This is a genomic window from Amorphoplanes friuliensis DSM 7358, from assembly GCF_000494755.1.
Classification (GTDB): domain Bacteria; phylum Actinomycetota; class Actinomycetes; order Mycobacteriales; family Micromonosporaceae; genus Actinoplanes; species Actinoplanes friuliensis.
The window spans coordinates 4,108,323-4,126,739 of record NC_022657.1 but is presented as its reverse complement, the minus strand read 5'-3'; the positions used below and the strand labels follow the sequence as shown (position 1 = coordinate 4,126,739).

Sequence of the window (18,417 nt, the reverse complement as noted above, 5' to 3'; positions counted from 1 at the left end):
GACAGAAAGGGAGGGCCCGGCTGCCCCACGGAGGAAGGGCAGCCGGGCCGGATCTCAGAGCGCCAGGCGCTGACCCGGGACGATGACGTTCGGGTTGCCACCGAGCACGGAACGGTTGTGCTTGAAGAGCGCCCGCCAGCCGCCCTTGACGTGCTTCGCCGCCGCGATCGAGGCGAGCGTGTCACCCGGCTTCACGGTGTAGTGCGAAGTCCGGGCCGAGGAATGCGCGGACGACGACGAGGACTTGGCCTTGGTCTTGCCCTTCTTGCCGCAGGTCGGCCACGCGCCGATCCCCTGCCCGTCCAGCACCTTCTCGGCGATCCGGATCTGCTCCGCCTTGCTGGCCTTGTTGGCCGTGCTCGCGTACTTCCCGCCGCCGTACGCCTTCCAGGTGCTGCGGCTGAACTGCAGGCCACCGTAGTAGCCGTTGCCGGTGTTGATCTTCCAGTTGCCGCCGGACTCGCACTTCGCGACGGCATCCCAGTTCACACCGGACTTCGCCTCGGCCGCGGTGGCCGGGCCGAGCATCGCGACCGTGCCCGCTGCGCCGGCCGCCATCAGGCCGAGGGCGCGCAGGAACCGCTGGTGATTCTGTGCCATTTGTGTACAACCTCCACGCCTGCGAGGTCAGCTGTCGGGTTCGGGCTGAGGTTGCCCGGCCGCCGGGTGCGCGGCTTCACCCCGAGGCACGCGGCAAGCGCGTGCCGGGGAACGTGTGGGTCCCCCGCTCCATGCCATTCGATAAAGGTCCCGGCCCGGTCGGCGGCAGGATTCGGCGTTACCGACCGCGGGGTCCACGTCAGCGGACCGGGCCGACGTTAGCCACCCCCGAAGGCCGCCGGCCAAGCCCTGAGCGACTTTCGTGAGCTTCTTCTCAGTGCGAGCCCAGCGGGATCCACTCGGTCGAGACGGTCACTTCATCCAAAATCTCCGGTACGGGAGAGACGCCCAGCCCCGCCCCCGTAGGCACCCGCAGATGCCCCTCTTCCAGCACGAACGGCTCGGTAACGTCGGTGCGGTAGTACCGGTCGGACGCCGAGGTGTCGCCGGGCAGGGTGAAGCCCGGCAGCGCCGCCAGCGCGACGTTCGCGGCCCGCCCCAGACCGGTCTCGAGCATCCCCCCGCACCACACCGGTACGCCGTGAGCCACGCACAGGTCGTGGATCCGCCGCGCCTCCAGGTATCCGCCGACCCGCCCCGGCTTGACGTTGACGATCGCCGCCGCCCCGAGCGTGATGGCCGCGGCGGCCGTACGCGCCGACGTGATCGACTCGTCGAGGCAGACCGGCGTGCTGATGCGCCTGGCCAGCTCCGCGTGCCCGAGGATGTCCTCCTCGTCCAGCGGCTGTTCGATCAGCAGCAGCCCGAACGGGTCCAGCCGGGCGAGATGCCGGGCGTCCCCCACCGTGTACGCGGTGTTCGCGTCGACCTGCAGCAGCACGTCGTCGCCGTACCGTTCGCGGACCGCGCGGACCGGCTCGACGTCCCAGCCGGGCTCGATCTTCAGCTTGATCCGCACGTAGCCGGCGTCGAGATAACCACCGACCGCGTCGAGCAGCTCGCCGATCGACGACATGATGCCGACCGACACACCGCACGGGACGCGGTCGTGGACGGCGCCGAGCTCGCGGGACAGCGGGCGGTCCTGGGAGCGCAGCTCGGCGTCGAGCACAGCCGTCTCCAGCGCCGCCTTGGCCATCCGGTGACCCTTGAACTGCTCCAGGGCCGGGCCGACGGCGTACGCGTCGAGTCGCGGGACCGCCGCGAGCGCCGGGATCAGGTAGCGCCGGAGCACGTCGGCCGCCGCCTCGGTGTACTCGGACGAATACCGCGGGTCGGTCATCGCCACGCATTCGCCCCAGCCCTCGGCGTCGCCGGTGACCACGCGGACGAGCAGCACGTCGCGGGAATTCTCCGTCCCGAACGAGGTCCGGAACGGCGAGACCAGCGGCATGCTGATCCGGCGCAGTTCGACGCCCTGGAGTTTCATCGTCGCTGCTCCTCGGTGTCGCGGGTGAGGACGTACCAGCCGTCCCGGTCGAAGCCGGCGAACCGTGCACCGTCGGCGAGCAGGGTGGTGAGGGTGTCGCGGACCGCCGACCGCCATTCCTTGGCGACCGCGGGCGCCGCGCGGCGCAGGGTCTCGATGTCCTCGGGAACAGCGACCAGCACGACCGGGCCGTAGACCGATCCGGTGAGCGGGCCGCCGGTGTCGGAGCGCCGCAGCGCGATCGTCGCGGTCGGCGGGCTCACGGGTCGCAGGGGCCGACCGGCACCCGCGGCGACCACCGCGGGCGCGTGGAGGTCCCAGCGGACGAAGAGCCGGTCACTCTCGTCGTCGCCGTTGATCCGGTCGTGCATCACGCCGTAGAAGTTGGTGAGGTACTCGGTCGGCACCGCGCCCAGCTTGGCCAGGTTGAAGTAGGCGTTGCGGCCGACCAGCGGGTCGAAGGTCCAGCAGATCGCGGTGATGCCCCGCTGCAGCGCCCAGACACGCTGGTGCTGCTTGAGGGCGAAGCCGACGCTGCGCCCGGCCGCGGCGGGACCGACACCGGCGATGTGACTGTGCAGCTCGCGGTGCGCGGGTGCGGAGAAGAACGCGACGGCCGCGCCGACCAGCGTGGAACCGTCGAAGGCACCGGCCACGTAGCTGCCGGACTTGGCCAGGGCCCGCAGCAGCTCGGTGGTCATCACCGGGCTGCTGCCCTCGGCCTGCCAGATCCCGGCGAGCAGCCGGTCGAGTGCGGCCAGCTCGGCGAGGCTCGACACCGGCCGGACCTGCACCCGGGCAGCCCGCGCGGCGGCCTGCGCCGCCTCGACCGCCGCCGCGACGACCCGGCTCAAGACGGCTCCCCGGCCAGGACGTCCGCGATCAGGCCGGCGATCAGGGCGGCCCGGGCGGGCAGCTCGTCGACCAGGACGTGTTCGTCGTCCGCGTGCGCGCCGCCGCCGACGGCACCGAGGCCGTCGAGGGTGGGCGTACCGATGCCGGCCGTGAAGTTGCCGTCGGAGCCGCCACCGACCGCCGCGCTGCCCGGGGCGGGCAGGCCGAGCCGGGCGGCGACCGCGGTGGCCCGGGCGAAGAGGGCCGCGGACGACGAGGCGTCCAGCGGCGGGCGGTTCGGGCCGCCGAGCACCTCGACGCGGGAGCCGGGCAGGACCGGGCGCAGGCCGTGCATCGCGGCGTCGACCCGGTCCTGCTCGGCGGTGTCGCGGACGCGGACGTCCACGGCGACCTCGGCGACGGCCGGCACCGTGTTCTCCGAGGTGCCGCTCGAAGCCAGCGTCGGGGTGACGGTGGTGCCCCGGGACACGTCCGCGAGGGCGGTCAGGGCGAGAATCTGATGCGCCAGCTCGACGGTGGCGTTGACACCGCGCTCCGGCTCGAGGCCCGCGTGGGCGGCACGGCCGTGGGTGCGTACCCGGTATCTCGAAACGCCTTTGCGCTCGGTCTTGAGGGCTCCACCGGCGGCGGCCGCCTCCAGGACGAGGGCCGCCGCGCAACCGGCGGCCGAGGTCTCGACCAGCTCGCGCGAGGTCGGCGACCCCAGCTCCTCGTCGCAGGTGATCAGCAGGGTCACGCCCTCCGGTACACCGAGCTCGGCCAGGGCGTGCAGCGCGAGCACGAGCCCGGCCTTCATGTCGACGCAGCCGGGACCGCGCAGGACGCCGGCGGTCACGGCGTACGGATGGGTGGTCAGCGATCCCAGCGGCCAGACCGTGTCGTGATGCCCGAGCAGCAGCACCCGGGCCGGCCCGGCACCCAGCCGCCAGCGCAGGTGGGTGCGGCCGTCGGTCGTCGCGATGCGCTCGGGCGCCGCGCCGAGGTGACGTTTTCCCAGGTCGGCGACGACGTCGGTGCTGCGGGCCAGGGCGGCGAAGTCGCTGGACGGCGACTCGCAGACGACCAGCTCCTCGATGTCGGCGAGCAGCTGCGGCAGCCGCCGGGACATCCGGTGCACGAGATCCATGTCAGCTCCGGTCGTGGGTTTCAGGAGCAGCCTAGGCCTTGGGAACCAGCGCGAGGGGACAGAGCCCGGGGCGCGGCGGTAGGGTTCGTCACCATGTGCCCGGGCCACGTCTCAGGACGATCGACGCGGTGACCACTCCACTCCGGCCCGGTGACCCACGGCAACTGGGCGGGTACACCATGCTCTCCCGGCTGGGCGCAGGCGGCATGGGCACGGTTTTCCTGGCCCGGGGCCGGGGCGATCGGCTCGTCGCCGTCAAGGTCATCCGGCCCGAGTACGCGTACGAGGACGAGTTCCGCGCCCGGTTCCGCAGCGAGGTCAACCGCGCGCGTGAGGTGCCGCCGTTCTGCACCGCCGAGGTGCTCGACGCGGACCCCGAGCACGCCACGCCGTACCTGGTCGTCGAGTACGTCGACGGGCCCAGCCTCGCCGAGGTCGTCCAGGACCAGGGCCCGCTGACCGCGGGCAACCTCCACAGCGTCGCGATCGGCGTGGCGACGGCGCTGACCGCCATCCACGGCGCCGGGGTCATCCACCGCGACCTCAAGCCGCGCAACGTGCTCTTCTCCCTCGGTACGCCCAAAGTCATCGACTTCGGCATCGCGCGGGCGCTCGAGGTGACCAGCCAGCACACGCGGACGGACCAGATGGTCGGCACGGTGGCCTACATGGCGCCGGAGCGGTTCGACGCCGCCAGCCGTGCGGTCGGCACCGCCGCCGACATCTTCGCCTGGGGCGCCGTGGTGGCGTACGCCGGCACCGGCCGGACACCGTTCGCGGCGGACTCGGCCGCGGCGACGGCCGCGCGCATCCTCACCCAGCAGCCGGAGCTGTCCGGGCTGCCACGCCCGCTGCTGGACCTGGTCGCGCTCAGCCTGGCCAAGGAGCCCGAGGACCGCCCCACCGCGCACGAGCTGCTGGACCTGCTGCTGGCCGCCGGGCCGCAGGAGGCCCTGGCGCTCGCCCAGCGGCCCGATCTGCGGCACGCGGCCGAGGCGGCCCAGCACTCCGGCCGGCACTCGACCGGCGGGCAGCGGCGGCGCAGCCGGACGCTAACCGACAACACCCCGGCACCCGGCGCCGCCGCCTCGGCCTGACGATCGCCGCCGGCACCGCGCTGGCCGCTCTCGCCGCGGGCGGCGCCTACGCCATGCTCGGCAACCCGGCGTCGTCGGCCGGCCAGGCGGTCACGCCGCTGTCGGTCGCCGAACCGGCCCCGCGCCAGGTCCGCGGGCCGTCGATCCTGGACCGGCTCGACCGGCCCGCCCAGTGGCGTCCGCTCACCGGGGACCCGGGCGGCAGCTGCGTCTTCGACGACGAGCTCGTGGTCACCACCGACGAGTCGAACGTCGTCGAGTGCCCGGGACCCGCGGACAGCTTCGCGGGCGACCAGTCCATCGAGGTCGACGTGACCGTGCGCAACCCCGGCAGTTGTGCACTGATCTGGTTCCGGTTCGTCGGCCGCAGCGGGTACAAGCTGTCGGCGTGCGAGACCACCGTGCGGCTCGACCTGGACAACGACGGTGACGAGACGACACTGACCAAAGTGGCGTCGACGGCGTTCCGGGCCGGGCACCGCGAACGGGTGCTGATCGACCTGCGCGCGCAGACCGCGTCCGTCACGATCGGCGACGCGGTCGTGTTCCAGGCGCCGGTCACCGACCCGGGCCTGGTCGCCGGGAAGATCGTGCTCGGTGCCGGCAGCGACAGCGCCGAGGGCCCGGCCCGGGTGTCCTTCGCCGAAGCCGAATTCCGGTCGCTGTGAAGCGCCTCCTGCTCGTCGCCCTGCTGATCCTCGGGCCGGCCGCTTGCAGCAGTCCCGACCCGGTGTCCCCGGCGCCCACCGCGTCGAGCTCGGTCGCGCCGACTCCCACGTTCACCGACGTGTTCCGCGGCGACTCCTCCTCGGTGGTCCGGCTGCGGGCGTACGACCCCCGGGCGCGTTCGGTCGTGGTCGAGCCCGTCGTGTTCCTGCAGGGGCCGGACTACTGCGCGGCGTACCACGTGAGCGGCACCGATCCGCGCTGCGACCGGGACTGGGTCACCGAGGACAGCCGTACGAAGACGACACTCCCTGTCAGCACGAAGGCGGAGCTGCTGAGCGTGCGCGGCGGGGAGGCGGAGTGCATCGGCGACGACGGCGCCGGGACCTGTCCGCTGCCCCGGGACGAACGCGTGCGGTGGAGCACCGGCGACCCGGACCTCCTGCTCCGTCTGACTGTCCGTGACGGCACAGCCACCCGCCTGGCCGAGCTCTTCCTGCCCTGACCAGGAGTTTCGTACCAACGGGCAAAAAGCATGCACATCCAGTGATCTCTGCGGCCGAACCTCACGTATCTTGACGTACCGGTCGGCGCACCTCGCCGCCCGGCACCTCCCCTGCGGCAGGAACGACACGATGGCTGACGAAGACCTCGAGCGGAACGACCCGGTGCTGGTCCGTCCCTACATCACCACCGAGCCGGGCAGCGCCCCCGGCGGTCATGACGACCGGCCGCTCGAGACCTGGCCCGAGGAGGCGCTGCTGCCGTCCGAGGACAACAGCGCGGCGCCCGCCGCCACCGTCGAGCCGCCCGCCGTGGCCGGTCCCGCCGCGAAGACCAGCGCTCTGCTGCGCCAGCGCCTGATGGTGCTCAGCGGTCTGGGGATCCTGGCCGTCCTGATCGGTGCAGGTCTGCTGGTGTTCGGCACGAGCGAGGACCAGCCGCCGCCGCAGGCCGCCCGGCCCACCGCACCCGCACCCGGCCCGAACGGCTCACTCGGGGCCGCACCGGTCGCGAGCGTCGCCGGTCGCAGCATCGCACCGACCAGCCGCGCCACGAGCCGTCCGGCCGCGCCGGGCCGCACGACCAGCGGCGCACCGGCGGCCGGCGCACCGGCGCCGCAGCAGCCCGGGACGCCGACGGGCACCCCGCCGCCCGCCGCCACCACCCTGGAGCCGCCGCCGGCGCAGGCGCGTACCGGTGCGATCACCGCCGCGAGCGGCCGCTGCCTGGTCCTGGGCGGTCTCCTCGCCCTCGACGGCAGCCCGGTGCAGACCGCGTCGTGCTCCGGCATGAGCTATCAGGAGTTCACGGTCGAGACGGACGGGACGCTGCGGGTCACGAACCGCTGCGCGCAGACCGACGACGACGGCACCGTCCACATCAGAGCCTGCGGCGAACAGCCGGCCCAGCAGTGGCGCGCCGGACCCGAGGGCTCCCTCGTCAACCCCGGCACGGGCCAGTGCCTGACCGACCCCGGCAACGCGGGCGCAACGGTCACCCTCGCGGCCTGCACCGGCGCCGACAACCAGCGATGGACGCTGCCCTAACCGGAGAAACGCTTACTGCGCACCATTTTCCGGTACGCCGCCAGCGCCGCCCCGTCGGTGTCGGGCCGGAAGTTGTGCTCGGAGTCGTCCTGCGTGTCGGTGTCGAACCAGACCACCGCACCGACCTCCGGCGTCCGCTCGACCCAGGACGCCAGCTTGCCGATCCAGGCCGCCTTGCTCACCCCGACACCGCTCACGGCGGCGGTCTCGCTCAGGATGATCGGCTTGCGACTCCCGTACGCCTTCAGCACCGGCGTGAACAGCGTTTTCGGTGTCTCGGCGAAGAAGTCGTAGCCGGACACGCCGACCCAGTCGACGTACTCGTCACCCGGGTAGTAGCGCGAGAAGCGGTTCCAGGACTCGTCGGGCCCCGAGTTCCAGTTCGGGCTCCACACCCAGGCGACGTTGTCCGCGCCGTGCTCGCCGAAGATCCGGTGCAGCCGTTTCCAGGCCTTCACGTAACCCGCGGTGTCCCGGCCGTTGCCGGCGCCACCCCAGGCGAACCAGTCGCCGTTCATCTCCCAGCCCCAGCGCAGCAGGACCGGCCGCTTCATGCCGGCCAGCTTCTTCGCGACGCGGGCGATGATCCGGTCCGACGAGCCGTCGACGATCCCGGCGTAGGGCGCGCCGTGCCAGGAGACCATCAGCGTGCTGGAGGACGCGACCGCGGGCTCCGACGAGGGCACGTAACCGTCCCACGGGTAGAACACGTGCACGATGCGCTGCTCCCGGCCGAGCTGGCGGCGGCGCAACGCCAGGCTCTCCCGGAGCGACTTCCCGCTCAGCGACAGGTACGAGCCCAGCAGGGCTGTTCCGGGCTCGAACGGCACTGGTCCCCCACGCCGCGGCGCCGCCTTCGCAGGCTTCGGCGACGGTGACGCGCTCTTCGACGGGCTCGGGGACGGCTTCGCGGACGGCCTCGCGGAGGTCGCCGACGGCGTGGGTGAGGCCGTGGTCGGAAGTGCGGCGGCGGGCGACGGCGGGGCCGGATCGGCCGAGCAGGCGGCGGGCAGGGTCAGCGCGGCGAGGGCCAGCACCGAACGGCGAGGCAGCCGGCGCCCGCCGGGCTTCTCGGCGGTCATGTCGGCTCCCTGAGGTGATCGCGTGCGCGACGGTCACGCCCGCACTCCACCCTGCCCCGCGCTCCGGTGCCCGCGGCTCGTCCGTTCGCCTCCATCAACCGTCTGACCAGGCCATTCGCGGGTCCCGACCCGCACACCGCGGGCCGCGGGTGCAGGAAAGCCACTCATCCGGCGAACCGGTCGTCACGACACGTTCAGGCGGTGGCGCTCAGCGGGCCCGCGTACCGGATGACCTCGCGGATCAGGCGGTGCGCCGCGGGACCGCTGAGGCGGTAGTAGACGTGGCGGCCCCGGCGCTGCCGGTGGATCAGCGTGGTGTCCCGCAGGTTGCGCAGGTGGTGGCCGACGATGGTGGTGTCGAGGTTCATGACCCGGGCCAGGTCGTCCGGGGTCGCCTCGCCGTCGAGCAGCAGGACGAGGATGCGCAGGCGGTGCTCGTACCCCATGGCCTGCAGGACCGTGACCGCCTCCCCGATCATCGGGACACCAGGGCGACGCGCGGCAGGCGGGTCGCCGCCAGCGAGACCAGCAGCAGCGCGGTCGCGACCAGGGTGATCGCCGCACCGGCGGCGATGTCGTAGCGGCCGGAGAGCAGCAGCCCGGCCAGCCCGCTGGTCACGCCGAAGGCGACCGCCAGGGCCGTGACCGTGGCGAGCCGGTCTGACCAGAGCCGGGCCGCGGCCGCGGGTGCAACGATGAGCGCCAAGGACAGGATCGTCCCGACGGCGGGCACGATCGTCACGATGACCACCTCGATGGTGATGAGCAGGAACAGGTCGACGAGGCCGGTGCGGTAACCCGCGGCGGCGGCGCCGGCCTGGTCGAAGCCGGTGAAGAGGAACGCCCGGCCGCCCGCCAGGAGGACGACCGCGACGACGGCCAGGACCACCGCGGTGACCACGACGTCGCGCGGGCCGACGGTGAGGATGCTGCCGACCAGGAACGACGACAGGTCACGGCTGAAACCGTTGCGGGTGGCGACCAGCCCGACGCCGATCGCGAACCCGGCGGCCAGAATGACCCCGGTCGCCGCGGCGGCGTTCTGACCCCGCCGCCGGCTGAGGGCCGCGACACCGCAGGCCACGAGGACGCCGGCCAGCATCCCGCCGAGGTAGATGTTGATGCCGAGGATGGCGGCCGCGACCACACCCGGGAACGTGGCGTGGGTCAGCGCCATGGTGAAGAACGACAACCGGCGCAGGACGACCTGCACGCCGATCAGCCCGGCCAGCGCTCCGGCCAGCACAGCCTCATAGAGGGCCCAGGTCATCGGAGCCTCCCGGTCCGCAGGCGTCCGGCTCCGAGCAGCACCGCGTACGCGAGCACGAGCGCCAGCACGACCGCGGTGGCCGACGTGAGCCGCAGTCCGTAGCCGACCGAGGCGGTCCAGCTGACCCAGAGTCCGGCGTACCCGGCGAGGAGCGTGAGGATCGTCCCCAGCGCGGCCATGACGGGCAGCCGATCGGTGACCGTCCGCGCGGCGGCGGCGGGCACGACGAGCAGCGCGATCACGAGCACCGTGCCGACCGCCCGGACGGCCGCGACGACCACGAGCGCGACGACGAGGTTGAGCCACAGGTCGAGCAGCGTCGTGCGGTAACCGGCGGCCCGCGCACCGTCCGGGTCGAACGCCCGGAAGGTCCACGCGCGGGCGCCGAGCGCGACCAGCGCCAGGATGACGACGGCCAGGACCGCCGTCTCGGCCAGCTGGCGGGTGGTCACCGTGAGCAGCCGTCCGAAGAGGAACGACGTCAGATCCGAGGTGTACGACGAGCGCCGCGACACCAGCGCGACACCCACCGAGAACATCGCTGTGAGCACCACGGCCGTGGCGGCGTCGTCGCTGAGCAGACCGCCCCGCGTCAGCAGCGTCAGGGCGACCGCTGTCAGCGCCCCGGCGACGAGCGCACCACCGAAGATGCCCTCGGACCCGGCGGCGACAAAGCCGATGACCACACCCGGGAAGACGGTGTGCGTGAGGGCGTCGGCGACGAACGACAGCCGCCGTGTGAACACGAAGACGCTGACCGGGCCGCAGATCAGGGCCAGCAGGGCGAGTTCCGCGAACGCGCGGACCATGAACGGCGCCTCGAACATCAGGGCTCCACCAGCAGGGCGCGTCCACCGGGCAGGTCGATGGCGTGGCCGCCGTACGCCTGCCGCAACACGTCACCGGTGAGCACGTCGGCCGGTGCGCCGACGGCCCACTGGCGACCGTTGAGCAGGCACACCTGGTCGGCGATACGCGCCGCGACGTTCAGGTCGTGGGTGCTCACCACCAGGGCGGCACCGGACGCGGTGAGCTCGCCGAGCGCCCGCAGGATGGCCTCCTGGCTGGTCGCGTCGACGCCGTTGAGCGGCTCGTCGAGCAGCAGCAGCCGGGCCTCGGCGGCGATGGCCCGGGCCACGAGCACCCGCTGCCGCTGGCCGCCCGAGAGCAGCCCGAAGCGCACCCGTGCCCGGTCGGCCAGCCCGACCCGGTCGAGGGCGTCCCGCACGGCCGCCCGGTCCGCCCGGCCCGTGGGCCGCCACCAGCCGATCCGGCGGTAGCGGCCCATCAGGACGACGTCGGCCGCGCTTACCGGGAAGTCGGCGTCGAGACTGTCGATCTGCGGCACGTACCCGACCGGCGCCCGCGCGACGACCTCGCCGGAGACGACCTCGGCCATCCCCAGCACCGCCTTGATCAGCGTCGACTTGCCGGCGCCGTTCGGCCCGACCAGCGCGAGCGTCTCCCCGTCGCGCACCGTGAAGTCGACACCCCGGAGCACGGCCCGGCCCCGATACCCGAGGTCGGCGGTCACGTACCGCAGGGCGACGTCGCCCTCAGCCACCCAGGGCCGCCACGAGCGTCGCGGTGTTGTGCTTCTCGGCGCCCAGGTACGTGCCCTGCGGGGTGCCGGGCTCGCCGAGACTGTCGCCGTACAGGGCGTCCTCACCGCCGACAACCTTGACGCCGGCCTGCGCGGCGATGGCCTCGGCGCTCTTGGCCGGCAGCGAGCTCTCGGTGAAGATCGCCCTGGTCCCGGTTGCCTTGATCTTCGCCACCAGGTCGCCGAGCTGACCGGCCGAGAGCTCGGCCGAGGTGTCCAGGCTGGGGATGACCGAGCCCACGAACTCGAGCTGGTACCGGTCGACGTAGTAACCGAAGGCGTCGTGGTTGGTGACCAGCTTGCGCTGCCCGGCCGGGATCTTCGCCCAGGCGGCGGTGTTGTCGGCGTCGAGCTGGTCGAGCTGCGCGGAGTAGGCGGTGAGGTTCTTCGCGAACGTGCCGGCCCGGCCGGGATCAGCGGCGGCGAGACCCTTCTGGATGTTCGTCACCATGATCTTCGCGTTGCGGGGGTCGTGCCAGATGTGCGGATCGTCCTTGCGCAGTTTCACGCCCTGGCTGGAGTCGACCACCGTGCCACCGAACCCTGCGGACTCGATGGTCTGGTCGAGCCACTCCTCGAGCCCGACACCGTTCTTGACGACCAGCTTCGCGGCGCCGATCGCCTGCAGGTCGGCGGGTGTCGGCTCGTAGTCGTGCGGGTCGACGTTGGGCTTGATGATCTGGGTCACGGCGACGTCGGTGCCGCCGACCGTCCGCACGAAGTCGGCGACCTCGGGTGTGGTCGCGACGACGGCGAGCTTGCCGGCGGGCGCGGCACCGGCCTCGTCACCGGGGGTCGTGCTGCCGCAGGCGGCGAGGGACAGGGCGGCGCCGGCCGCCAGGAGATACCGAATGGCTGCCTTCATGAGCGAAACGGTAATCGTTTTCATTTATATGGTCTAATGGCAAACCCGGCATGTCTGGTAGGCATGCCCCATGGAGATCGTCACCGAAGCCGGCGCCTACCGCCCCGGCTACTTCGAACACCTGCGCACCCCGGACCTGAGCACGGGCACGTACTCGATCCCGGCGGGCGGCACCGACGAACAAAGCCCGCACACCGAGGACGAGATCTACGTGGTGACCGCCGGCCGCGCCCGCTTCCGCACCCCCGACCGCACCGTCGACGTGGCGGCCGGGACGGTGATCTTCGTACCGGCACACGAGCCGCACCGCTTCGTCGACATCACCGAGGACCTCGTCACCCTCGTCTTCTTCGGCCCGGCCGAGGACACTCGCAAACCGGCACCGGTCAGCGAACAACCCTGAGGGGGACCTCGACGGAGACCGGCTTCACGAAGGAGTTGCCGCCGTAACGGACGATGATCCACCCTCGTCCGAGCGCTTTCCCGGCCGCGACAGCAACCTTGATGCGGCCCTTGCTGTTGGTTACGTAGCTGCGCCCCGATTGCCTGGCGCCGGGAACGAAGACGTTCACGGCGACCGTGGCCCCGCTGAGCGGCTCGCCGGCCGAGGTCAGGGTGAACGACCGGATGGTTTTCTGACCCCGATTCAACGTCACGGCGCTGGTTTCGGCCACGACAGCCGGCTTCCTGGCGCCCTGCTTCGGCGGGACGACAACAACCGGCGGCGACGGGCACGGAACCGGAATCCGGCCGGGACGTTCGACGCCCGGCGGGAAGCAGGACGGGTCAGCGGGATCCACGCCGGCCGGCAGAACCATCATCGTCCGAAAGGATGGAGAGCCGTCGGGATAGGTGTAGAACACCGGGCCGGTCTCGGTCTCAGGCACCTCACCGTCGGTGAGCAGATGAGCCTGGTGAGCGTTCTGGAGCTTCTCGGCCAACTCTTCGGTATAGGGAACGGTGGTGCCGCCGGCGGGAATCGTCCAGCGCAGACAGGTGCCCTGCACGACAACCGCCGCGATGTCGGCAGCCGGATCGCAGCGACCGCTCGGGTTGTAGTTGAGCGGGTAGTACACCGCGCCGCTGCTCCCGACACCATGGCTGATCCAGACCGGCTTGTCGTAAGCGCGGTAGCGCGCCCTCGGGGTGAGCGCCGGCGCCTGCTCGATGCCGCCCGGCCGCCCGCCGTCGCCCAACTGCACCCAGAAGTTCGGGTACGGGATGTTGAAGTAGTGACAGACGCCGTTGTAGTAGGCCACCGTCGCGCCCGCGCCCGTGGCGCAGACGACATCCGACGTCACCGGGTAGAAGACGAGGTAACGGCCGGCGAACGGTAGCCAGACCGGCCGGGCGACACCGACGTCAGGCAGCTCGCCTTCAGCCAGTTCCTGCGCCGGAGCGACACCGGCCGGCACCTGTTCGCCCTCGGAGGGGTCGAGCATTTCCGAGTCGGCCGGGAACGGGACGGCAAACCGACGACAGCCGCTCCCGTCGTTCAGCGCGACGACGCCCATCTGCCCCTTGCACTCGGGCATGTCCGAGCCGGCGGCGGACGCCGATCCCGGTACGGCGATGAGCGCGCTCCCAGCGAGCACGACGACGGCTGCTGCGGCGCGGAGCCGACTGCCCAGATGCCTCATGACCTTGGTGATCGGCCACGATCTGCCGCGCTTGAGAACTACTCTCCGCGCGCCTCCAGAGCTCGGATGACCGCCGCCATGTCCTCGGCGCCGTGGCCCAGGGCGAACGTCTCGCCGAACAACGCGTGGCAGGCGTCCAGCAGAGGCACCGGGATGCCGGCGGCATGGGCCGACTCGGCGATGAGGCGGTTGTTCATCAGGACGTCGCGGATCGACGCCTGCACGGCGAAGTCGCGGTCGACGAGCTTGGCCGCCTTGACCCGGGACACGTCGCTGGCCATCGGACCCGCATCGAGCACCCCGCGCAGCACCTCCAGGTCGAGGCCCTGCCGCGCGGCGAAGTTCATCGACTCGGCGAGCCCGGTCGCCATCGTGATCAGGAAGATGTTCACCGACAGCTTCATCAGCAGCGCCTGCGGGACCGGCCCGCACTCGACCACCGCACGGCACATCGGGTCCAGCAGCGGCCGCACCTCCCGGACCGCCTCCGCCTCACCGGCGACCATCCCGACCAGGGCTCCGGCCTCGGCGGGTGTGCGGGACCCCGACACGGGCGCCTCGACGTAGCGCCCGCCCGCGGCCACGATATCCGCCTCGAGCCCGGCCGAATACCCGGGCGACGTCGTTCCCATGTGGACGATGACGTGGTCCCGCGCCAACGCGCCGAACCCGTCCGTGCCGCGACCCAGCGCCTCGTCGATCACCTCACCGCCGGCCAGCATGACCAGCACGACCCGGGCCCGGGCGAAGACCTCGGCCACGCTCGCTGCCGGGCTCACCCCGGCGATGGTCTTCCGGGTACGCGACCAGGCGACCACCGGCATTCCCGCCCCGGCAAGGTTCCGCGCCATCGGCTCCCCCATGACGCCCAGCCCCAGAAAGCCGATCTCTTCGCTCATGGTCGTACCGTAGGGCCGCCCGCACGCCGGCGGGCGGGCCAATTCGCAGATCGCGGCCGGCTTTTATTGCGTTGCCGGTCCCCGCCGGCAGGCCTACCGTGATCAGCAGCAGGAAGCACACCGACCAGGGGCAGGAGACGGACATGATGCACCACAGCACGATCGCCGCACTCCTGATGACCGCCCTCGCCCGGGGCCGGTGGCGCCGCTAGCACTCGCCTAGCGATCCAGCGCCGCCCTCCCGGACCGGGAACGGGCGGCTTTCTTGTTCCCCATCTTTTGTTTCCCAGCACCACCCGCCCTCGTGGCCCAACGGCAGAGGCACGACGTTGAGGACGTCGACGGCGCGCGTTCGAATCGCGCCGAGGGCACGGGCTCGTAGCTCATCTGGTAGAGCACCCGTTTCGCACGCGGGAGGTGGCCGGTTCGACTCCGGCCGGGTCCACGCACGTCGCCGTAGCTCAGCAGGCTGGAGCGCCGCCCTCATAAGGCGGAGGCCGGTGGTTCGAACCCACCCGGCGACACCGGATCATCGCAACCGCGCGCCCACGATGAAAACCGTGAGCACAAGATAGATCGACGCGGACACCACCGCCAGCGCCAGGCTCTGCAGCGCCGCCGCCGAGAAGATCGCCGCGATGAGCACGAACGACACCGAGGTGAACTCCCGCCCGAGCAGGCTGCTGAGCGCAGGCCGCACGTAGACCGCCGACCCGGGCACGATGCCGAGCGTCGTCCGGGCGTTGAGGTCGAGGCTGATCATCGGGAAGTCCTCGTCACCGACGAGCAACTGGTGGTCGGGCACCCCGGTCCGGCTGCGGGCGAGGAGCAACGGTGACTGCTCACGCCAGGGCAGCGCCCGCAACGTCGTCCGGGCGATCTCGATGTGGCCGGCCCGGTGTGCCGCCGCCTCCACGATCACCCGGTCACCCTGGGAGATGCCGAGCAGATCGAGCATCTCCTCGGGCAGCCGGGTGACCGGCTTCTCGATGTCGATCACCGCGGTCCGGCCCACCCGGGCCACGGCGTGCCGGTGCCCGAACAGCGTGTTCCGGACCCGGCCGGCGCGACCGTGGCACGGCCCGAGCACGGCAGGTTCCCCCTGTGGCAGCCCGATGGCGAACAACGTCGTCGAGTCCAGAACCACACGGGCCGCGGGGACCCGGTCGTCGAACACCACGCGTACCGGAATGGCGGTCTCGAGGCCGGGATGGTCCGCGGCCAGGAACGGATTGCGCACGTAGAGGTAGTCGGTCGTGAAGTGCGGGGCGTGGACGGGGTTGAGCACGCAGAAGTACGAGTGGCGGTTGCCGGTCAGGTCCGCGAAGGGCGACGACGGCGTGGTCCGGAGCAGCAGTTCGCCGTCCCGTGGTCCGGGGGCGTGCTCGGTCAGGTATTCGGCACCCTGATATTCGAGGGTGCCGGGCGCCGGGTCGGCGGGACGCACCGTGCGGATCAGGCGGGCGTTCCCCAGCACGACGCCTTCCGGTGAGCGGCAGGGTGGCAGCACCGACAGCTGAGCGCTGCTGACGAGTGCGACGAAGCCGGGGACCGGCAGCCCGGCCGGGGCGAAGGCATCGAGCAGGATCAGGGCAGGGTCGAAGTAAGGGCTGCCGTGTGCCCGCCGGGCGAGCGACTCCGTCAGCTCCTGGCGGTCACCGTCGTCGAAGAGGACCGGATAGCGGCGGCCGAGACGCTCGGCGCCCAGCTCGCCCAAGGTTCCGGCGAGGGTGCCACCGGTGTCGAGGGTGGCCCAGCCGAGCGGGCGGCCGGGCCGGAGGGCCAGGTCGAGGTGATCATTCGCGCCGTCGGCGTAGAGGACAAGCTCGTTACGCTCCATGCACTGGATGGTCACTCACCGCTGCAACGAAGGTCCCTCAGCGGCCGTTGGCGTAGACGGCGCGGAAGCCGAGGTGGTCGGAGAGGGCGGTCCAGCGGGAGGAGCGCATGAGGCGTTCGGCGCTGTCGATCTTGCCGCCGTTGACGAGGGCGTTGAGGACGACGGTCTCGAAGGCGGCGGACTCGACCCAGTCGATGACCTTGGTGAAGCCGCAGAGCATGGTGGCTTTGGTCTCGTGGAGGAAGTCCTGGAGGACGCGGTCGGAGGCGCGGAGGACCGAGCAGCTGCCGAAGTACAGGGTGCGGCCGCCGCAGCGGCCCGACATCCAGGCGGCGACCTCGTCGAGCTCGACCGTCTGTTTACTGGTCAGGCAGAGCTGGGTCGGCTGGCCGTGGAGGGCGAAGAAGCCGACCTTGAAGTCGGCGTACTTCCGGGACAGCCAGGCGTCGAGGTAGTAGTGCAGCTCCTCGGTCGTCGCGGTGTCACGGTGGATGAACCGGATGCTGCCGAGCCGTTCCAGCAGCTCGAGGGTGGGCAGTACGGACCCGCGGCTGGTCAGGTCGTCCTCCCATTGACCCTCGACACAGAACACTCCCCCCACCTTGGGCACGGTGACTCCTCACTCGTCGGCACGAAAGCTCGACGCTAGCCGACCTGGCCCGATCGGGTGGTACCGCCCGACCAAAGGGACATAAGCCTCACACTTGCGCGGGTGATGCCGACGCATCGGCTCGGACCGTGCCGGGATCGTCCCGGTGCCGGGTACGCGGAGGTCACGGGGTGTCGACAACACGATGGCTCGATGGACGGCGATCGCGATCGGCGGTGCGGCGGCCCTGATCGCTCCCGCGGGCGCGGCTCACGCGGCTGAGCAGGCAACACTCACGTTGCAGGCGCCGGCTTCGGTGGCCCGGGCGGGATCGCTGGTCGTGACCGGCACCTTTTCCGCCGGCCCGGCCTCACTGACCGTCACCCGCAAGGACCTCACCGGCTCTCACACCCTGCCCGCGATCACCGCCGACGCGGGCGGTGCTTTCACGCTGCGTGACAAGCCGATGATCGGCGGCACCAACACGTACACGGTCGTCTTTGCCGGTGACGCCGGACACGACCCGACGAACCAGCAGGTCAGCGTGGCTGTCTCCCGCCGGGCGACCAAGGTGACGATCACCACGGACGCCTCGACCTACCGGTACGCGGCCACTGCCAAGATCACGGCGAAGCTCGGCACGACGCACGACTCCCGCACGCTGTGCGTCTACGCGCAGCCGGCCGGCGGCGACAAGAAGAAGATCAAGTGCGGCAGCGGCACGGTCACGGCGACCTACAAACCGACGCGCCGCACGGTCTTGAGCGCCTCCTTCGCCGGTGACCAGTGGTACGCCCCGCTCACGGCGTCGCGGACCGTCAAGGCGGGCGCGAAGATCGAAGAAGTGCTGGTCGGCCAGTACGCGACCTCGGGCAAGTACAAGCTCTACCGCACCAGCGTCGACCCGGCGCTGGCGGTCCGCGTGTCACCGGCGCACCCCGGTGGCTGCATCGGCTTCACCGCCGAGCAGTACCGGTCGGGCAAGTGGCGGACCCTGGCGACCGCCAAGTGCTTCCGGCTCGACGGTGACAGCATCGGCGGCGGCACGCTGCTGGGGTCGCACAGCTCCGGCACCACCTACCGGCTGCGCGCGTCGTTCGCCGGCGACTCGACGAGCGGGGCTGCGACCGGCGCCTGGCAGTACCTGAAGTTCACGAAGTGAGGCTTACCTGAAAGTGCGTTCTTACCGATCGTCGAAACCCGACGCATGATGGATCACGTGACCGATCAACAAACGCCCCCCACCCCGCCGCCGGCGCCCCCGGCACCCGCCCCGGAGCTGCCCACGCTGATCGTGCTGGGCGGCGACAACGCCGGCACCTGCACCGACGGGAGCTGTGACTGA

General features: G+C 71.7%; 21 protein-coding genes, 3 tRNA genes and 1 riboswitch. Of the genes, 10 read left to right on the top strand and 14 right to left on the bottom strand.

Annotated elements, in window-relative coordinates; all coding sequences use genetic code 11:
• Positions 1–54 precede the first annotated feature (54 nt).
• The 4 genes from AFR_RS19020 to AFR_RS19005 form a co-directional block, all read right to left on the bottom strand.
• Positions 55–600: a LysM peptidoglycan-binding domain-containing protein gene (locus AFR_RS19020; protein WP_023362420.1), complete on the bottom strand. Its 546-nt coding sequence runs from the start codon at positions 598–600 to the stop codon at positions 55–57.
• A 2-nt stretch (positions 601–602) separates the two neighbouring features.
• Positions 603–788: riboswitch (cyclic di-AMP (ydaO/yuaA leader) on the bottom strand.
• 86 nt (positions 789–874) lie between these two features.
• The gene (gene menC, locus AFR_RS19015) at positions 875–1,990 is read right to left on the bottom strand and encodes an o-succinylbenzoate synthase (RefSeq protein WP_023362419.1); all 1,116 of its coding nucleotides are present in this window, start codon (positions 1,988–1,990) and stop codon (positions 875–877) included.
• On the bottom strand, positions 1,987–2,844 hold the full coding sequence (locus AFR_RS19010; protein WP_023362418.1) for a hypothetical protein: 858 nt from the start codon (positions 2,842–2,844) through the stop codon (positions 1,987–1,989). The genes menC and AFR_RS19010 overlap by 4 nt, the downstream gene beginning before the upstream one ends.
• Positions 2,841–3,971: a M20 family metallopeptidase gene (locus tag AFR_RS19005; RefSeq protein WP_023362417.1), complete on the bottom strand. Its 1,131-nt coding sequence runs from the start codon at positions 3,969–3,971 to the stop codon at positions 2,841–2,843. The genes AFR_RS19010 and AFR_RS19005 overlap by 4 nt, the downstream gene beginning before the upstream one ends.
• A 128-nt stretch (positions 3,972–4,099) precedes the next feature.
• On the opposite strand from AFR_RS19005, the gene AFR_RS19000 reads away from it, so the two are divergent.
• The 4 genes from AFR_RS19000 to AFR_RS18985 all read left to right on the top strand — a co-directional run bounded on the left by AFR_RS19000 (position 4,100) and on the right by AFR_RS18985 (position 7,284).
• Positions 4,100–5,068, top strand: a complete 969-nt coding sequence (locus AFR_RS19000) for a serine/threonine-protein kinase (RefSeq protein WP_084298079.1) — start codon at positions 4,100–4,102, stop codon at positions 5,066–5,068.
• A gap of 53 nt (positions 5,069–5,121) precedes the next feature.
• Positions 5,122–5,736 carry a hypothetical protein gene (locus AFR_RS18995; RefSeq protein ID WP_041840977.1) on the top strand — a complete coding sequence of 205 codons (615 nt, stop codon included), beginning with the start codon at positions 5,122–5,124 and terminating at the stop codon, positions 5,734–5,736.
• Positions 5,733–6,239 (top strand): hypothetical protein, encoded by a 507-nt coding sequence (locus tag AFR_RS18990; protein WP_023362416.1) that lies wholly within the window; start codon positions 5,733–5,735, stop codon positions 6,237–6,239. The genes AFR_RS18995 and AFR_RS18990 overlap by 4 nt, the downstream gene beginning before the upstream one ends.
• A 130-nt stretch (positions 6,240–6,369) precedes the next feature.
• Positions 6,370–7,284 carry a ricin-type beta-trefoil lectin domain protein gene (locus AFR_RS18985; protein WP_023362415.1) on the top strand — a complete coding sequence of 305 codons (915 nt, stop codon included), beginning with the start codon at positions 6,370–6,372 and terminating at the stop codon, positions 7,282–7,284.
• On the opposite strand, the gene AFR_RS18980 is transcribed toward AFR_RS18985, so the two are convergent.
• The 6 genes from AFR_RS18980 to AFR_RS18955 form a co-directional block, all read right to left on the bottom strand.
• Positions 7,281–8,366 (bottom strand): glycoside hydrolase family 26 protein, encoded by a 1,086-nt coding sequence (locus AFR_RS18980; protein WP_148308006.1) that lies wholly within the window; start codon positions 8,364–8,366, stop codon positions 7,281–7,283. The genes AFR_RS18985 and AFR_RS18980 overlap by 4 nt on opposite strands.
• Before the next feature lie 194 nt (positions 8,367–8,560).
• Positions 8,561–8,845, bottom strand: coding sequence for an ArsR/SmtB family transcription factor (locus AFR_RS18975; protein WP_023362412.1), 285 nt, complete (start codon positions 8,843–8,845; stop codon positions 8,561–8,563).
• Positions 8,842–9,636, bottom strand: coding sequence for a metal ABC transporter permease (locus AFR_RS18970; protein WP_023362411.1), 795 nt, complete (start codon positions 9,634–9,636; stop codon positions 8,842–8,844). Before AFR_RS18970 ends, AFR_RS18975 begins: the two co-directional genes overlap by 4 nt.
• Positions 9,633–10,463 carry a metal ABC transporter permease gene (locus AFR_RS18965; protein WP_023362410.1) on the bottom strand — a complete coding sequence of 277 codons (831 nt, stop codon included), beginning with the start codon at positions 10,461–10,463 and terminating at the stop codon, positions 9,633–9,635. The genes AFR_RS18970 and AFR_RS18965 overlap by 4 nt, the downstream gene beginning before the upstream one ends.
• Entirely contained in the window at positions 10,463–11,200 is a 738-nt protein-coding gene (locus AFR_RS18960) for a metal ABC transporter ATP-binding protein (protein WP_023362409.1), read from the bottom strand. The genes AFR_RS18965 and AFR_RS18960 overlap by 1 nt, the downstream gene beginning before the upstream one ends.
• Positions 11,193–12,104 carry a metal ABC transporter substrate-binding protein gene (locus AFR_RS18955; RefSeq protein WP_023362408.1) on the bottom strand — a complete coding sequence of 304 codons (912 nt, stop codon included), beginning with the start codon at positions 12,102–12,104 and terminating at the stop codon, positions 11,193–11,195. Before AFR_RS18955 ends, AFR_RS18960 begins: the two co-directional genes overlap by 8 nt.
• A gap of 70 nt (positions 12,105–12,174) precedes the next feature.
• Here AFR_RS18955 and AFR_RS18950 point away from each other — a divergent pair, with 70 nt between their 5' ends.
• Positions 12,175–12,507: a cupin domain-containing protein gene (locus AFR_RS18950; protein ID WP_023362407.1), complete on the top strand. Its 333-nt coding sequence runs from the start codon at positions 12,175–12,177 to the stop codon at positions 12,505–12,507.
• On the opposite strand, the gene AFR_RS18945 is transcribed toward AFR_RS18950, so the two are convergent.
• Positions 12,491–13,744: a hypothetical protein gene (locus tag AFR_RS18945; protein ID WP_041840975.1), complete on the bottom strand. Its 1,254-nt coding sequence runs from the start codon at positions 13,742–13,744 to the stop codon at positions 12,491–12,493. The two genes, AFR_RS18950 and AFR_RS18945, sit on opposite strands and share 17 nt — an antisense overlap.
• Positions 13,745–13,782: 38 nt before the next feature.
• On the bottom strand, positions 13,783–14,643 hold the full coding sequence (locus AFR_RS18940) for an NAD(P)-dependent oxidoreductase (RefSeq protein ID WP_041840974.1): 861 nt from the start codon (positions 14,641–14,643) through the stop codon (positions 13,783–13,785).
• 298 nt (positions 14,644–14,941) lie between these two features.
• Between AFR_RS18940 and AFR_RS18935 the strand changes: the two genes are divergently transcribed.
• From AFR_RS18935 to AFR_RS18925, 3 genes are all read left to right on the top strand, one after another.
• Positions 14,942–15,014: transfer RNA gene (locus AFR_RS18935), tRNA-Leu, on the top strand.
• A gap of 1 nt (position 15,015) precedes the next feature.
• Positions 15,016–15,088: transfer RNA gene (locus tag AFR_RS18930), tRNA-Ala, on the top strand.
• Positions 15,089–15,093: 5 nt separating this feature from the next.
• A tRNA-Met gene (locus AFR_RS18925) sits at positions 15,094–15,167 on the top strand.
• 5 nt (positions 15,168–15,172) lie between these two features.
• Here the strand turns inward: AFR_RS18925 and AFR_RS18920 are convergent.
• Both AFR_RS18920 and AFR_RS18915 read right to left on the bottom strand, forming a co-directional pair.
• On the bottom strand, positions 15,173–16,483 hold the full coding sequence (locus AFR_RS18920; RefSeq protein WP_023362404.1) for a hypothetical protein: 1,311 nt from the start codon (positions 16,481–16,483) through the stop codon (positions 15,173–15,175).
• 37 nt (positions 16,484–16,520) lie between these two features.
• Positions 16,521–17,093 (bottom strand): DUF6642 family protein, encoded by a 573-nt coding sequence (locus AFR_RS18915; protein ID WP_041840973.1) that lies wholly within the window; start codon positions 17,091–17,093, stop codon positions 16,521–16,523.
• Between the two features lie 184 nt (positions 17,094–17,277).
• Here AFR_RS18915 and AFR_RS18910 point away from each other — a divergent pair, with 184 nt between their 5' ends.
• Both AFR_RS18910 and AFR_RS48430 read left to right on the top strand, forming a co-directional pair.
• A complete protein-coding gene (locus AFR_RS18910) occupies positions 17,278–18,234 on the top strand; it encodes a hypothetical protein (protein ID WP_023362402.1) in 957 nt (318 codons plus the stop codon).
• Between the two features lie 57 nt (positions 18,235–18,291).
• A complete protein-coding gene (locus AFR_RS48430) occupies positions 18,292–18,417 on the top strand; it encodes a hypothetical protein (protein ID WP_274519531.1) in 126 nt (41 codons plus the stop codon).

What these genes read in the sequence shown, in the direction of transcription:
- AFR_RS18980 (WP_148308006.1), bottom strand. Translation starts at nt 8,366, where the DNA reads ATGACCGCCGAGAAGCCCGGCGGGCGCCGGCTGCCTCGCCGTTCGGTG.
- AFR_RS18950 (WP_023362407.1), top strand. Translation starts at nt 12,175, where the DNA reads ATGGAGATCGTCACCGAAGCCGGCGCCTACCGCCCCGGCTACTTCGAA.
- AFR_RS18995 (WP_041840977.1), top strand. Translation starts at nt 5,122, where the DNA reads ATGCTCGGCAACCCGGCGTCGTCGGCCGGCCAGGCGGTCACGCCGCTG.
- AFR_RS18985 (WP_023362415.1), top strand. Translation starts at nt 6,370, where the DNA reads ATGGCTGACGAAGACCTCGAGCGGAACGACCCGGTGCTGGTCCGTCCC.
- AFR_RS18965 (WP_023362410.1), bottom strand. Translation starts at nt 10,463, where the DNA reads ATGTTCGAGGCGCCGTTCATGGTCCGCGCGTTCGCGGAACTCGCCCTG.
- AFR_RS19005 (WP_023362417.1), bottom strand. Translation starts at nt 3,971, where the DNA reads ATGGATCTCGTGCACCGGATGTCCCGGCGGCTGCCGCAGCTGCTCGCC.
- AFR_RS18970 (WP_023362411.1), bottom strand. Translation starts at nt 9,636, where the DNA reads ATGACCTGGGCCCTCTATGAGGCTGTGCTGGCCGGAGCGCTGGCCGGG.
- menC (WP_023362419.1), bottom strand. Translation starts at nt 1,990, where the DNA reads ATGAAACTCCAGGGCGTCGAACTGCGCCGGATCAGCATGCCGCTGGTC.
- AFR_RS18975 (WP_023362412.1), bottom strand. Translation starts at nt 8,845, where the DNA reads ATGATCGGGGAGGCGGTCACGGTCCTGCAGGCCATGGGGTACGAGCAC.
- AFR_RS18955 (WP_023362408.1), bottom strand. Translation starts at nt 12,104, where the DNA reads ATGAAGGCAGCCATTCGGTATCTCCTGGCGGCCGGCGCCGCCCTGTCC.
- AFR_RS18910 (WP_023362402.1), top strand. Translation starts at nt 17,278, where the DNA reads ATGGCTCGATGGACGGCGATCGCGATCGGCGGTGCGGCGGCCCTGATC.
- AFR_RS19020 (WP_023362420.1), bottom strand. Translation starts at nt 600, where the DNA reads ATGGCACAGAATCACCAGCGGTTCCTGCGCGCCCTCGGCCTGATGGCG.
- AFR_RS18945 (WP_041840975.1), bottom strand. Translation starts at nt 13,744, where the DNA reads ATGAGGCATCTGGGCAGTCGGCTCCGCGCCGCAGCAGCCGTCGTCGTG.
- AFR_RS18940 (WP_041840974.1), bottom strand. Translation starts at nt 14,643, where the DNA reads ATGAGCGAAGAGATCGGCTTTCTGGGGCTGGGCGTCATGGGGGAGCCG.
- AFR_RS18920 (WP_023362404.1), bottom strand. Translation starts at nt 16,483, where the DNA reads ATGGAGCGTAACGAGCTTGTCCTCTACGCCGACGGCGCGAATGATCAC.